Source organism: Bradyrhizobium sp. S69 (assembly GCF_009766005.1).
Classification (GTDB): domain Bacteria; phylum Pseudomonadota; class Alphaproteobacteria; order Rhizobiales; family Xanthobacteraceae; genus Bradyrhizobium.
The window spans coordinates 74311-88843 of record NZ_LMUK01000006.1 but is presented as its reverse complement, the minus strand read 5'-3'; the positions used below and the strand labels follow the sequence as shown (position 1 = coordinate 88843).

The following is a 14533-nucleotide window of genomic DNA, read 5'->3' as shown; positions in this document are numbered from 1 at the left end:
CTCATGAGCGCCTATATCGCCCGCCGCATTTTGCTGATGATCCCGACGCTGCTCGGAATATTGTTCGTGTCGTTCGTGGTGGTGCAGTTCGCCCCCGGCGGCCCGGTGGAACGCGTGATCGCGCAGCTCAACGGCGCCGACACCGGCGGCACCTCGCGGGTTTCCGGCGGCGGTGGCGATTTCAGCCCGCGCGGCCAGCCCGGCAATTTTTCCGGTGGCGGCGCCAGTTCGAAGTATCGCGGCGCGCAGGGGCTCGATCCCGATTTCATCAAGAGCCTCGAAAAGCAGTTCGGCTTCGACAAGCCGGCGCCGGAGCGCTTCGCGCTGATGGTGTGGAACTTCTCGCGCTTCGATTTCGGCAAAAGCTATTTTCGCGATACCACCGTCTTGCAGTTGATCAAGGAGAAATTGCCGGTCTCGATGTCGCTCGGGATCTGGATGACGCTCTTGACCTATCTGATCTCTATCCCGCTCGGGATCCGCAAGGCGGTGCAGGACGGCTCCAAGTTCGACACCTGGACGTCGGCCATCATCATCGTCGGATTTGCTATCCCAGGCTTCCTGTTCGCGATCCTTTTGATCATCCTGTTCGCCGGCGGCTCGTTCTTCAACATCTTCCCGCTGCGTGGCCTGACCTCAGACGGCTGGTCGCAATTCCCCTGGTACTGGAAGATCCTGGATTATTTCTGGCACATCACGCTGCCGCTGATCGCGATGGCGCTCGGCGCCTTCGCCACCATGACGCTGCTGACCAAGAACTCGTTTCTCGATGAAATCCGCAAGCAATATGTGATGACCGCGCGTGCCAAGGGCTGCAGCCAACGCCAGGTACTCTACAATCACGTCTTCCGCAACGCCATGCTGATCGTGATCGCCGGTTTCCCGGGCGCCTTCATCCACGCGTTCTTTTCCGGCTCGCTGCTGATCGAGACCATTTTCTCGCTGGATGGGCTCGGCCTGCTCGGTTTCGAAAGCGTGCTGAACCGCGACTATCCGGTGGTGTTTGGAACGCTGTTCATCTTTTCGCTGGTGGGTCTGGTGGTCAATCTGATCTCGGATCTGGCCTATATGTGGATCGATCCGCGGATCGATTTCGAGGCGCGGGAGGTCTGATGACCCTGATCGCCCCACCGCCGGTCGAAACCACGACGCAATCGCCGCTCGGTGAAGCCGTGCCGATGACGCGCCATCGCTTCAGCCCGTCACCGCTCAACCGGCGGCGCTGGCAGAATTTCAAATCGAATCGCCGCGGCTATTGGTCGTTCTGGATATTTCTTCTTCTGTTCTTTGTCTCGTTGTTTGCCGAACTGATCGCCAATGATCGTCCATTCCTGATCAAGTACGATGGCCATTTGTATTTTCCGGCTTTCGTCACCTATCCCGAGACCACGTTCGGCGGCGATTTCCAGACTGCAGCGGATTATCGCGATCCCTATCTACAGAAGCTGATCGCGGAAAAGGGTGGCAGCATCGTCTGGCCGCTGATCCGCTATTCTTACGATACGCACAATCTCGATTTGCCGACACCGGCCCCGTCGAAGCCGACCTGGATGCTGACCGAAGCCGAGTGCAAGGACGTGGTGCAGAAGAAAGGCCTCAAGGGCTGCCGCGATCTGGAGTATAATTGGCTCGGCACCGACGACCAGGGCCGCGACGTCGTCGCGCGCCTGATCTACGGCTTTCGAATTTCGGTCCTGTTCGGTCTCGCGCTCACCATCATCTCGTCGATCATCGGCATCGCCGCCGGCGGCGTTCAGGGCTATTTCGGCGGCTGGATCGATTTGACCTTCCAGCGCGTGATCGAGGTGTGGACCGCTATACCTTCGCTGTATCTGCTGCTGATCCTGTCGTCGGTGCTGGTGCCGGGCTTCTTTGTCCTGCTCGGCATCCTGCTGCTGTTCTCTTGGGTATCGCTGGTTGGACTGGTGCGGGCGGAGTTTCTGCGCGGACGTAACTTTGAATACATCCAGGCAGCGCGGGCGCTCGGCGTGTCCAATGCCGTGATCATGTTCCGGCATTTGCTGCCGAACGCGATGGTGGCGACCATGACATTCCTGCCGTTCATCGTCTCCTCGTCGGTGATGACGCTGACCGCGCTGGATTTCCTCGGCTTCGGTCTGCCCCCGGGCTCGCCCTCGCTCGGCGAGTTGCTGTCGCAGGCCAAGGCCAATGTGCAGGCGCCCTGGCTTGGCTTCACCGGCTTTTTCGCGGTTGCGATCATGCTGTCGCTGTTGATTTTCATCGGCGAAGCCGCGCGCGACGCCTTCGATCCGCGCAAGACGTTCCGGTAGGGACCCGCCGCATGGACGCCATCAATCAGCCTCTGCTTCACGTCCGCGATTTGTCGGTGGCGTTTCACCAACCGAGCGGCACGTCGCTGGCGGTCGACCGGATTTCCTTTGAGATCAAGCGCGGCGAGTGCGTGGCGCTGGTCGGCGAATCCGGTTCCGGAAAATCGGTCAGCGCGCTGTCGATTCTGAAGCTGTTGCCGTATCCGACCGCGTCGCATCCCACCGGCAGCATCCACTTCAAGGGCCACGAACTGCTTACGATGTCGGAGCGCGAGATTCGCGGCATTCGCGGCAACGACATTTCGATCATCTTCCAGGAGCCGATGACCTCGCTCAATCCGCTGCATACGATCGAGTCCCAGATCGGCGAGATATTGCAGCTGCACAGCGGGGTTCGCGGCGCGATGGCGCGGGCGCGAACGCTCGAGCTGTTGACCCAGGTCGGTATTCCCGACCCGGAAACGCGGCTTTCGAGCTATCCGCATCAATTGTCCGGCGGCCAGCGGCAGCGGGTCATGATCGCGATGGCGCTCGCCAACGAGCCGGATCTCCTGATTGCCGACGAGCCCACCACCGCGCTCGACGTCACCGTCCAGGCGCAGATTCTGACGCTGCTGGCGGAAATTCGCGCGCGGCTCGGCATGAGCCTGCTGTTCATTACCCATGATCTCGGCATCGTCCGCCGCATCGCTGATGTCGTCTGCGTCATGAATGGCGGCAAGATCGTCGAGCAGGGGCCGGTCGAACAGGTCTTCACCGCGCCGCAACATCCCTATACAAGCGCTTTGCTCGCAGCCGAGCCGAAGCCCGATCCGGCGCCGCCTCGCCCGGAATCTCCGGTCGTGATTTCGACCGACGGTTTGAAGGTCTGGTTTCCGATCAAGCGCGGTCTGCTGCGCAAGACGGTCGGGCATATCAAGGCGGTCGATGGCGTCAGCCTCTCGGTGCGACAGGGCGAGACGCTCGGCGTCGTCGGTGAATCCGGCTCCGGCAAGACCACGCTGGGCCTGGCGTTGCTGCGGCTGATCTCGTCCGACGGGCCGATCGTGTTTCTCGGCAAGGACATCCAGGGCCTGCGCTTCCAGGCGATGCGGCCGTTCCGTCGGGACATGCAGATCGTGTTTCAGGATCCGTTCGGTGCGCTGAGCCCGCGAATGTCGGTCGGCGACATCATCGCGGAGGGTCTGACCGTGCATCAGCGCGCGCTCTCGGAATCCGAACGCGAAGCGCGCGTGATCAAGGCGCTGAAAGACGTTGGCCTCGATCCGGCGACACGGTTTCGCTATCCGCATGAATTCTCCGGCGGCCAGCGTCAGCGCATCAGTATCGCGCGAGCGGTGGTGCTGGAGCCGCATTTCGTGGTGCTGGACGAGCCGACCAGCGCGCTGGATATGCTGCTGCAGGCGCAGATGGTCGATCTGTTGCGCGAACTGCAGCGCAAGCGCGACCTGACCTACCTGTTCATTTCACACGATTTGCGCGTGGTCGCCTCATTGGCAAGCCATCTGATCGTGATGCGTCACGGCAAGGTGGTGGAGGAGGGCGCGGCGGCGGAACTGTTCAAGAATCCGAAGAGCGACTACACCCGCGCGCTGTTCGCCGCCGCGTTCCGGTTGGAAGCCGCGGCTGGCGGCGTGGTGGCGGACTGAACCCCAATTCGTTTTCGTCATGGCCGGGCTTGACCCGGCCATCCACGTCTTCCTGACTGCAGCAGCGTAAAGACGTGGATGCCCGGGACATCTAGCGCGAAGACGCGCTTCTGCCCGGGCATGACGAACTTGAGCGGAAGGCGTTCAGCTACATCCGCTTGATCGAAATAACCTCGCTGCCGGCGGCCTTGATGCGGGCGATCGCGTCGCGGGTGTTTTCAATCGCGGTCGCCATGTGATGCGCGTTGGCATGAACGATGCTGTCGGCATCGCGCACGATCGCGACATGGCCCTTCCAGAAGATCAAATCGCCGCGCTGCAATTGTTTTGATTCCGCCTGATCGAGCGCCCGGCCGAGGCCGTCCTGCTGCATGTCGCTGTCGCGCGGGCAGCCGGTGCCCACCGCGTTCAATGAGATCTGGACCAGGCCGGAACAATCGATCCCGAGGCTAGTCTTGCCGCCCCACAGATAGGGCGTGCCGACGAAGCGTTCGGCGATTTCGACAAAGTCCTTCTCGAAGCCATCGAGCTGGCCGAGATGCTGGCGCGGCAGATACCAGCCTTCGCGCGTGACGGCGAAAGCGCCGTCCTCACGCGTCACGGTCAGCCACGAATCCATCACCAGCGTGTCCAACGGCGGCAGTTTGATCGAGGGGCCGGGAAACGCAAATGTCCGGATCGCGATGACCTTGTGCGTTGGTGCGGCATTGGGTTTCGCCAGCGCCGAATCCGGAAGCCAGCCAACATAGCCGTCGCGGTTGAGTTGCCCCCAGGCCCAGCCTTCGCCGTTGCGGTCGTAGATCGTCACCTGCTCGCCTTTGAGCGCCTGGGTCAGGAGCCCGGCGTCGCCGGATGGCCTTTCCCGCAGCGGTGCAATCGCATCGACGATTTCGAAGGTCTCGCCGCTGACAAAACGTGCCGCCGTGACCTTGCCTTCGAGATATTTCGCGGCGAGGTCGGGCCGCGCCGGCGTCAGGCGCGGGTCATCCATAGCGTTCACTCAACAATTTGTAGATCGCGCGGGCGGCCTGGCATTCGCCGCCCTCGGGCCGCGCCGGCTTCGCCGTCGGTGTCCAGCCGTAGATGTCGACATGCAGCCAGCTCTTCGCGGCCTCGACGAAGCGTTGCAGGAACAGCGCGCAGGTGATGGAGCCGGCGAACCCGCCCGACGGCGCGTTGTTGAGGTTGGCGACCTTGGAATCGAGCCAGGAATCGTAAGGAGGCCACAGCGGCAATCGCCACAACGGATCGTTCTCCTGTTTCGCGTGGGCCGCAACCTGCAGCGCCAGCGTCTCATCGTTGGTGTAAAAGGGCGGTAAATCGGGCCCGAGCGCCACCCGCGCCGCGCCCGTCAGGGTGCCGAGATCGATCAGCAGATCGGGCTTTTCTTCATCGGCGAGCGCCAGCGCGTCGGCCAGCACCAGCCGTCCTTCGGCATCGGTGTTGCCGATCTCGACCGTCAGGCCCTTGCGCGAGGTAAAGACATCCAGCGGGCGAAACGCGTTGCCGGCCACCGCATTTTCGACCGCGGGAATCAGCACCCTGAGCCGCACCTTCAGCCTGGCGTCCATCACCATCAGCGCCAACGCCAGCACATTGGCAGCGCCCCCCATGTCCTTCTTCATGATCAGCATGCCGCCGGAAGGTTTCAGGTCGAGCCCGCCGGTGTCGAAGCAGACGCCCTTGCCGACCAGCGTGACCTTGGGATGCGAAGGATCGCCCCAGTTGAAATCGATCAGGCGCGGCGCTCGCGTCGAGGCCATGCCGACGGCATGGATCAGCGGAAAGTTCTGCCGCGTGAGATCGTCGCCGGTGATGCAAGTGAAGCCGGCGTCGAAGCGCTCTGCCAGATGTTGCGCCGCCTGCGCCAGTTCCTCCGGTCCCATATCGTTCGACGGCGTGTTGATGAGGTCGCGGGCGAGGGATGCCGCTTCCGCCATCCGCGTGATATCGGCGATGTCGACGCCATCGGGCGGCACCAGCCTGACGTCGGACGTCTCCGCCGTGCGGTAGCGGCCGAACCGGTAGCTGCCGAGCGCAAAAGCTAGTGTGGCAAGCCGCGTGTCGTGCGGCGCATTGGCAAAGCGATAGGTCCCCGGCGGCAGCAGGCCTGGCAACGATCCCGGCCGGAACAGGTCGCGGGATTTGCTGGCCTCGTCCTCAAGGCCAAAAATGACCTGGGCGATCTGCCCGTCGGCGGCCGGCAAGGTCAGGCATTTTCCGGGCTTCGCCGCAAAATCATTGGCCAGCGCAAACTGCCGGGCAGGCGCGGGAAGAGCGTCGCGGATCGCGTCCCAGGTGGTTTTGGTCGCGAAAATAATCGGGATGGCTGGAGCGGCCGGTGCGGTCTCGAATGCTGAATGCATGTTCTTCTCGGTCTTCACTCGAACGGGGCCCGATCAGTTAAAGCGGCCAACGCGGCCGGGTGGAAGAGATTTCGCAGCATGGGGCCATCCTGTTCGATCGATCTGAAGGGTTCCATAAGGCGCATTTTAACTGGGCGTTAGGGTTAACACTTTATTGCTGGGCGCGTTCGGCTCGATCAATCCCGCCTGATCTCGTGAGTTTAAGTGCCATGCGTCAGCAGTCCAGCCTCGCGCAGTCCAGCCTCGCCCGGCATCTTGCTTCCGCGGCCGTCGCGGCGATTTTCGCCGTCGGGCTTTGCGGTTGCCAGACCACGTCCGATGTCACGGGGTCGCTGATGCCGAAATCCGAAGCCAGCCCCGACGCCGATCCGCGGCGCGCCGTGGAGGTTTCTGGCGAGCGCTACCGCGCCAATCCCAAGGATGCCGATGCTGCCTTGGCCTATGGCCAGGCCCTGCGCGCCACCGGGCAGCGATCGCAGGCCGCCGCCGTGCTCGAACAGGCCTCGATCGCCCATCCCGGCAACAAGGCGCTGCTCGCGGCTTTCGGCCGGTCGCTGGCCGATAACGGTAATTTCCAAGCGTCGTTCGACGTGCTGACCCGCGCGCATACGCCCGACAATCCCGACTGGCGGATCCTCTCGGTGCAAGGAACCGTGCTCGATCAGCTCGGCCGTCATGACGAAGCCCGCGATTATTACGCCAGCGCCTTGAGGATCGTGCCCGACGAACCGTCGGTGCTGTCCAATCTCGGCCTCTCCTATGTTTTGTCCAGGGACTTGCCGAAGGCGGAAGAGACGCTCCGCAAGGCCTATGCCAGCGGCCGCGCCGATGCGCGGGTGCGGCAGAATCTGGGGCTGGTGGTCGGCCTACAGGGCCGTTTCGCCGAAGCCGAAAGCATCGTGAAGGCCGATCTGCCGTCCGATCAGGCGGCGGCGAATGTCGCCTATCTGAAGCAGATGCTGAGCCGCAAGGACAATCCGCGCTCCGCTTCCGGCAAAGTCCCGATGGCGTCTCTCAACGCTCCGGACTGACCGCTTCCAAGTGCCAGAAGCCATCATCGCCCTGCGCTGAGCCGCGTCATCCGGTGATCGCGGCCGTCGGTGCTCTAACCTTGCGCTGGCCGATAGCGGTCCGAGAGCCCTGTTCCGATTGAATCGGAACAGGGCTCCAGTCTTTTGTTTTGACGCGTTTTCTTCATGCGAACCGGTGCCCACTTCGCTCGAAAACGTTATGAACCTGCGCCGCCCCGCTCATTGCATCGCCGCGATCTTGATGCCGGTCGGCCCGAGGATGACGACGAACAGCACCGGCAGGAAGAACAGGATCATCGGCACCGTCAGCTTCGGCGGCAGCGCCGCGGCCTTCTTCTCGGCTTCGTTCATGCGCATGTCGCGGTTTTCCTGCGCCATGACGCGCAGGCTGTGACCGAGCGGCGTTCCGTAGCGCTCGGCCTGCTGCAAGGCCAGACAGACAGATTTCACGCCTTCTAGCCCGGTGCGCTTGGCCAGGTTTTCGTACGCGACCTTGCGGTCCTGGAGATAAGAGAGTTCAGCGGTGGTCAGCGTGAATTCCTCCGACAGCGCGACCGATTGGGTCACGATCTCGACGCTGACCTTGCGGAAGGCGGTTTCGACCGACATGCCGGATTCGATGCAGATCAGCAGCAGATCGAGCGCGTCGGGAAAGGCGCGCTTGATCGAGAGCTGGCGCTTTGAGATCGCGTTCTTCAGGAACAGCATCGGCGCCTGCAAGCCCAGATAGGCCGCGAGGATGCACATGCCGATCTTGATCGACCATGAATAGGTCATGTGCGAGATCAGGAACACATACAGGATTGCCGCGAAGAAGAGCAGGATCGGCGTCACCAGCCGGAAGAACAGGAAAGTGATATAGGGCGCCTGGCCGCGATAGCCGGCCTGCATGAGCTTCTCGCGTGCGACTTCCTGGGCCAGCCATTTTCCGAGATTGAAGTCTTCCACCACCCTGGAGACGAGCTGTTTCGGCGCTTGGCGCAGCGACACCTTTTCGTTCTTGGTCATGCGGTCGCGCTCGCGCTGCCGGATCCGCTCGCGCTCGCTCGCGACCGCCTTCATGCGCTTGGCGAGCCCTTCGCCCGCGAACATCGGCATCACCAGCGTATACGCCGTCGCGCTGGCGGCGATGGCGGCGAGCAGCATCGTCATGAAGTGCGCGTCGTGGATCTTGTCGACCAGTAAATCAAGCATGCTGCACCGTCAGAAGTCGAAATTGATCATTCTCTTCATTACGAAGATGCCCGTGGCCATCCAGAGCACGCAGCCGACCAGCATCAATTGACCGGTCGGATGCGTCCACAGTATCGAAATATATTGCGGCGTCGTGATGTAGACGAGAATCATGACGATCGGCGGCAGCGCACCGATGATGCTCGCGGAAGCCTTGGCTTCCATCGACATCGCCTGGATCTTCTCTGCCATCTTCTTGCGATCGCGCAGCACCTTGGACAAGTTGCCCAGCGCTTCGGACAGGTTGCCGCCGGACTTCTGCTGGATCGCGATCACGATACCGAAGAAGTTCGCTTCCGGCAGCGGCATCCGTTCGTACAGTCGCGTGCAGGCCTCGCCGAGCGGCATGCCGATCGCTTGGGTTTCGATAATGGCGAGGAACTCGCTCCTCAGCGGCTCAGGTGCATCGGCTGCGACGACCTTGATCGATTCGAACAGCGGCAGGCCCGCCTTGATGCCGCGAACGATTACGTCGACGGCATCCGGCAGCGCTTTCAGGAATTGCTTTTCCCGGCGCTTCTTCAGGTAATTCAACGCCCAGCGCGGCAGGCCGAATCCCCCGGCGAAGCCCATGCCGACGGCTGCGAGCAGTCCGCCGCCGAACATCATCGCCCCGGCAAAGAACACCGCTCCCGTCACCGCGGAAACGATCATGAACTTCTGAGGCGTCCAGTCCAGGCCGGCCTGGGTTAGCCGGGTGCCAAGCGGGACCTTCTTTTCCTTCAGGCGGCGCGCCTCGAGATCCCTCATCGATCCTTCGATCTGTTCGCGACGCGAGCGCTGGCTCTTGTCAGCCTGGCGTGCGGCAGGCGCCGATTTTGCGATCGATGCCCGGCGAGAATCGGCCTTGTTCTGTCCCGACAGAACCGGATACAGAAAAACCCACGCCAGGCCGCCGATGGCGGTGGCGGCCAGGAAAGCCAGTGCGAGCGTTTGGACGTGCATGGCCTGCTCCCTTTAGTTCGGTGGCGCGACTTCGGCAGCGTCGAGCGCTGCGGCAAGCCGCTTCTCTTCGCCGTAATACCGCGCGCGATCCCAGAAGCGGGGTCGTCCGATCCCGGTCGAGCGATGCCGTCCCAGAATGTTGCCGTTGGCGTCCTCGCCGACCAGGTCGTAGACGAACAGGTCCTGGGTGATGATGGTATCGCCTTCCATGCCCATCACCTCGGTGATGTGGGTGATGCGGCGGGAGCCGTCGCGCAGGCGGGCGGCCTGAACCACGACGTCGATCGAGGCGCAGATCATCTCGCGAATGGTTCGCGACGGCAGCGAAAATCCACCCATCGTGATCATGGATTCGCAGCGTGACAGGGCTTCGCGTGGATTATTGGCGTGCAGCGTCCCCATCGAGCCGTCGTGACCGGTGTTCATGGCCTGCAACAGGTCGAACGCTTCCGGTCCGCGGACTTCGCCGACGATGATACGCTCAGGGCGCATACGCAGGCAGTTGCGGACCAGTTCGCGCATGGTGACCTGGCCTTCGCCTTCGATATTGGGCGGGCGGGTTTCAAGGCGCACCACATGCGGCTGCTGTAGCTGAAGTTCGGCCGCGTCCTCGCAGGTGATGATGCGCTCGTCCTCGTCGATATAGTTGGTGAGGCAATTCAGCAGCGTCGTCTTGCCGGAACCGGTACCGCCCGAGATCAGCACATTGGCGCGGCAGCGCCCGATGATCTGCAAGATTTCCGCGCCTTCCTGCGTGATCGCGCCGAACTTGACCAGCTGGTCGAGGGTCAGCTTGTCCTTCTTGAATTTGCGGATCGTGAGCGCCGGCCCGTCGATCGCCAGCGGCGGAACGATGGCGTTGACACGGGAGCCGTCGGCGAGGCGCGCGTCGCAGATCGGAGAGGATTCATCGACGCGGCGGCCGACCTGGCTGACGATGCGTTGACAGATGTTGAGCAGTTGCTGGTTGTCGCGGAAACGGATTCCGGTGCGCTGAATTCTGCCGGCAACTTCGATAAATACCGTGCCGGCGCCGTTGACCATGATGTCCGAGATGTCGTCGCGCGACAGCAGCGGCTCCAGCGGTCCGTATCCGAGAACGTCGTTGCAGATGTCGTCGAGCAGTTCCTCCTGCTCGGCGATCGACATCACGATATTCTTGATCGCGATGATCTCGTTGACGATATCGCGGATTTCCTCGCGCGCCGATTCGCCGTCGAGCTTGGCGAGCTGGGCGAGATCGATGGCTTCGATCAAGGCGCCGAAGATCGTCGCCTTGACCTGGTAATAACTATCCGAGCGCCGCGCGTCCATCGACGGCGCGGGCGGTGCCGCTCTGGCCGGCGCCAGCGGTGGCGAGGAAACGGCCGGCGGTGGCGCATCGCGCGACGCAGCGGCGGGCGCGCTGGAAGATTGCTCCAGCACGCCGCCGGCGGACTTCGTCGGCCGCGAATCGTTTTCTGTTCCGCTACGCTTACCAAACACGACGGTACTCCATGCGGGTGAGTTACTTGGCCCGCAGCTTCTCGATCAGGGGCGACAGGAACGAGCCGCGCGGCTTTTTGGTCTCGCCACGGCCGGTCAGCCGCTGCGCGATTTGAAGAAACATCTCGGTGGTGCGATGGTTGGCGGAGATTTCCGCGATCATCTGGCCGTTATTGGCCGCCGAACCGAACATTTGCGGGTCGAACGGAAGCGTCGCGATCGGCTGGCTCTCGATCGCCTTGGCGAACTCGCTGGCATTGATCTCCGGCCGCTTCGGCACGCCGACCTGGTTGAGACAATACAGCGGCATCCGGTCGTTGGGCCGCGACGCCCGCAACAGGTCGAACATGTTCTTGGTGTTGCGGAGATTGGCGAGGTCGGGCGCCGCGACGATCAGGATATCGTCCGCGGCGACCAAGGCGCGCCTGGTCCATCCCGACCATTGATGGGGAACGTCGAGCACGATGCAGGGCATCGTCGCGCGCAGTGTGTCGAAGATCGAATCGAAGGCGTCGGCGCCGAAGTCGTAGACCCGCTCCAGCGAGGCCGGCGCGGCCAGCAGGCTGAGATGGTCGGTGCACTTCGACAGCAGGCGGTCGATAAACGCGGTGTCGACGCGATCGGGCGAGAACACGGCGTCGGCGATGCCTTGCGGCGGATCCTGGTTGTAGTCGAGGCCGGCGGTGCCGAACGCCAGGTCGAGGTCGGCGACGACGGAATCCAGCGCGAGATCGCGCGCGATCGCCCAGGCCACGTTGTGGGCGACGGTGGAAGCGCCGACGCCGCCCTTGGCTCCGACGATGGCGATGATGCGGCCGACCGCCTTGGCCTCCGGCGCCGAGAACAGCCCGCAAACCGAACGCACCACGTCGATGGCGCCGACCGGTGCGATCACATAGTCGCTGACGCCGCGACGCACCAGCTCGCGATAGAGCGTGACATCGTTGAGCTTGCCGATGACGATGACGCGGGTGCCGGAATCGCACACGGTGGCGAGCTGGTCGAGGCCGGCCAGGATATCGTTGCGGCCTTCGGTCTCCAGGATGATCACGTTCGGCGTCGGCGCGGTACGATAGGCCTCGATAGCGGCCGCCATGCCGCCCATCTGGATCTTGAGATGCGCCTTGCCGAGCCTGCGATCCTCGCCGGCCGATTGCACGGCGGCTGCGGTTTCCACCGTCTCGCAAAACGCCTGCACCGACACCCGCGGCGCAGGCGCAATGTGATCGTCCATGGGGGGCGCGGTGGCGTCCGACGGGTCTTCGGGATTTTGACGGGCGTAGCTGATCATTTGCCTGTATCGCTGAGTTTAGCCTTGTCGGCTTCCGGATAAGTGGTCGTCGTCACGGTGCCCTTGCGATACTTCTCGAAGGCTTCCGTGCGGCGCACGACGTAGGCGGGGGTTTCGGGCCGCGGCTGCACGAGATCCGCCGGATTGTCGGCCATCACGGCCATGTTGTGTTGGTTGGAACAGCCGAGATTGTACCAGGACTTGTTTTCGCGGTAGCTCTTGTCATGGATCGAGGAGCCGAGATCCTCGGGCCACAGGCCACAGGGTCCGGCGGTCGCGGAGATTTTCGGATAGTTGAGCCGGATCGCCGCCATCTGGCGTGGGTCGCTCGGATGATAACGGTGCAGGGTGATGCCGCGCGGCGGCACACCGGCCGCCCCGAGCAGCGCCTGGACCTCGCGGAACGCGTCGGAGGCCGCGGCTGCGTTTGGCGTGTCGATCGGCACGTCGGCGGTGATCGGGCCGGTTGCTTCATGAAGCCAGGCCTGCGCGAGGCCCATCACGTCGGCCCGCTGATCCGCGGAAAGACCTCCGCGGGCACGGCCGACGAAGATCACGACCGACTGGTTGGCTTCCTGAATCGCGATCGGATGGCGCAGGCGGTAGTCTTCGGGAATGCTCGCCGTCGTCACTTCGTCGCCGGTATGGGTGCACGCTCCCAGCACGACGGCAAGGCCGATAAGCGTTCCGGCCATGCGGAAGACGCGCTTGCGATCGACGGGTACTCTCATTGTCATCGTCTTCGTCCCTGTCCCGTCTCAGTCCGTGATAAAGCCGTAGGTGCCGCGATAATTCTGTGCCGGATCGGTGCGGCCCGGGGCGCCATAGATGCGGTTGATGCTGCCGAGAAGGTCCGCCTGCGGATCGGAAGCCGGAGCAAATCCGTCATCCGGACGCGACAGATCCTTCGGTGCGACGGACCGAACGATTAGCGGCGTCACGATCACCATCAGATCGGTCTGGTTGTTGGCGAAATCGGTGCTGCGGAACAGTGCTCCGAGCACCGGCAATGTCGCCAGGCCGGGCAGTCCGTTGATCGCCTGCTTGGTCTGTTGCTGGATCAAGCCGGCCATCGCCATCGCTCCGCCCGACGGAATCTCCAGCGTCGTTTCAGCGCGGCGGGTTTTGACCGAAGGAACCGAAATGCCGCTGATGTTGATCGAATTGTCGGTAGAAACTTCGGATACTTCCGACATCACGTGCAGGCTGATGCGGCCCTCGGTCAGTACGATCGGCGTGAAATTGAGCGAGACGCCGAATTTCTTGAACGCGATCGACGGGGAGCATTGCCCGACCGAGCCTGCGGCCGTCGTTTGGCAGGTTACGCCGGTCGGAATCGGGAATTCACCGCCAGCGATGAAGGTCGCGGACTCGCCCGAGATCGCGGTCAGGTTGGGTTCGGCCAGGGTGCGGACCACGCCGGCGCTTTCCATCGCCCGCAAGGTCGCCGTCACCGACGGAGTGGAGCCGCCACCCAACGATGTCGCCAGGGAGTTGCCGGAAACCAGCGATCCATTGTTCGCGGTGAACGGGTTCGAGTTGTTGAAGGTTACGGCCGAGGTGCCGTAGCTCAGATTGGCGGTGAGATCGATGCCCATCTGCTTGATGATCGAGCGTTGCACTTCGGCGACCGTCACCCGCAGCATGACCTGATCTTTGCCGCGAACCGCGATCGAATTGACGACCTTGTCGGCGCCGCCGACCAGTCGCGCGGCGAGATCGCCCGCCTGTTGCGCCTCGATCGGGGTGGCCGCCGAGCCGGACAGCATCACGCCGTCGCCGAGGCCCTCGATCCGAATGTCGGAGTTTGGCATCGTCTGCTTCAAGGCGGCGCGGATGCCGTTGAGATCGCGCGTGACGGCGATGTCATAGGCGGCAATTTGCTGGCCGGCGGAATCGAAGAACACGATATTGGTCTGACCGACGGTCGCGCCGATGATATAGGCGCGCTGCGCGGAGCGGACGACGGCGTTCGCGATCTTGGGATCGGCGACCAGCACATCCTTGATGTCGCGCGGCAGGTCGATGACGATCGACTTGCCGATGCCGAGCGGCAGGAAGCGCGCATTCATCCCATCGACCGGAGCCGGTGCAGCCGACGCGACCGGTGCCGCGGCGCGATAGTCGGCCGCTACAACCGGGGTCAAGACCGGATTGAGGGTCAACGCCGCGACGGCCGAGAACGACAGGGCGCGGACCGTCAAGGTCCGTATCAGCTGCCGATTTCCCCTGCATTTCATAT

General features: G+C 63.1%; 12 protein-coding genes. 4 read left to right on the top strand and 8 right to left on the bottom strand.

Translation table 11 applies throughout. From position 1 onward, the window contains the following. Positions 1–3 precede the first annotated feature (3 nt). Genes GSQ88_RS01340 through GSQ88_RS01330 form a run of 3 tightly spaced genes read left to right on the top strand, consistent with a single transcriptional unit; the run spans position 4 to position 3940 of the window. Positions 4–1113: a microcin C ABC transporter permease YejB gene (locus GSQ88_RS01340; protein ID WP_159005456.1), complete on the top strand. Its 1110-nt coding sequence runs from the start codon at positions 4–6 to the stop codon at positions 1111–1113. Next, the gene (locus tag GSQ88_RS01335; protein WP_159005455.1) at positions 1113–2291 is read left to right on the top strand and encodes an ABC transporter permease; all 1179 of its coding nucleotides are present in this window, start codon (positions 1113–1115) and stop codon (positions 2289–2291) included. The genes GSQ88_RS01340 and GSQ88_RS01335 overlap by 1 nt, the downstream gene beginning before the upstream one ends. A gap of 11 nt (positions 2292–2302) precedes the next feature. Continuing rightward, positions 2303–3940, top strand: coding sequence for an ABC transporter ATP-binding protein (locus tag GSQ88_RS01330; protein WP_159005453.1), 1638 nt, complete (start codon positions 2303–2305; stop codon positions 3938–3940). 148 nt (positions 3941–4088) lie between these two features. On the opposite strand, the gene GSQ88_RS01325 is transcribed toward GSQ88_RS01330, so the two are convergent. Together GSQ88_RS01325 and GSQ88_RS01320 are read right to left on the bottom strand one after the other, a co-directional pair. After that, the gene (locus GSQ88_RS01325; protein WP_159005452.1) at positions 4089–4931 is read right to left on the bottom strand and encodes a C40 family peptidase; all 843 of its coding nucleotides are present in this window, start codon (positions 4929–4931) and stop codon (positions 4089–4091) included. After that, complete coding sequence (locus GSQ88_RS01320; RefSeq protein WP_159005450.1) at positions 4924–6306, bottom strand: leucyl aminopeptidase family protein; 1383 nt, start codon at positions 6304–6306, stop codon at positions 4924–4926. The genes GSQ88_RS01325 and GSQ88_RS01320 overlap by 8 nt, the downstream gene beginning before the upstream one ends. A gap of 209 nt (positions 6307–6515) precedes the next feature. Between GSQ88_RS01320 and GSQ88_RS01315 the strand changes: the two genes are divergently transcribed. Next, a complete protein-coding gene (locus GSQ88_RS01315; RefSeq protein ID WP_159005448.1) occupies positions 6516–7337 on the top strand; it encodes a tetratricopeptide repeat protein in 822 nt (273 codons plus the stop codon). A 219-nt stretch (positions 7338–7556) separates the two neighbouring features. Here the strand turns inward: GSQ88_RS01315 and GSQ88_RS01310 are convergent, their stop codons facing one another. Genes GSQ88_RS01310 through GSQ88_RS01285 form a run of 6 tightly spaced genes read right to left on the bottom strand, consistent with a single transcriptional unit; the run spans position 7557 to position 14531 of the window. Beyond that, complete coding sequence (locus GSQ88_RS01310; RefSeq protein WP_159005446.1) at positions 7557–8531, bottom strand: type II secretion system F family protein; 975 nt, start codon at positions 8529–8531, stop codon at positions 7557–7559. A 9-nt stretch (positions 8532–8540) separates the two neighbouring features. Then, entirely contained in the window at positions 8541–9515 is a 975-nt protein-coding gene (locus GSQ88_RS01305; RefSeq protein WP_159005445.1) for a type II secretion system F family protein, read from the bottom strand. 12 nt (positions 9516–9527) lie between these two features. Continuing rightward, positions 9528–11000, bottom strand: coding sequence for a TadA family conjugal transfer-associated ATPase (locus GSQ88_RS01300; protein WP_159005443.1), 1473 nt, complete (start codon positions 10998–11000; stop codon positions 9528–9530). A gap of 22 nt (positions 11001–11022) precedes the next feature. Continuing rightward, entirely contained in the window at positions 11023–12291 is a 1269-nt protein-coding gene (locus tag GSQ88_RS01295) for a CpaE/TadZ family protein (protein WP_159005441.1), read from the bottom strand. Further along, complete coding sequence (locus GSQ88_RS01290; protein WP_159005440.1) at positions 12288–13028, bottom strand: CpaD family pilus assembly protein; 741 nt, start codon at positions 13026–13028, stop codon at positions 12288–12290. Before GSQ88_RS01290 ends, GSQ88_RS01295 begins: the two co-directional genes overlap by 4 nt. A 21-nt stretch (positions 13029–13049) precedes the next feature. Next, positions 13050–14531 carry a type II and III secretion system protein family protein gene (locus tag GSQ88_RS01285; RefSeq protein ID WP_159005439.1) on the bottom strand — a complete coding sequence of 494 codons (1482 nt, stop codon included), beginning with the start codon at positions 14529–14531 and terminating at the stop codon, positions 13050–13052. Between the last annotated feature and the right edge of the window lie 2 nt (positions 14532–14533).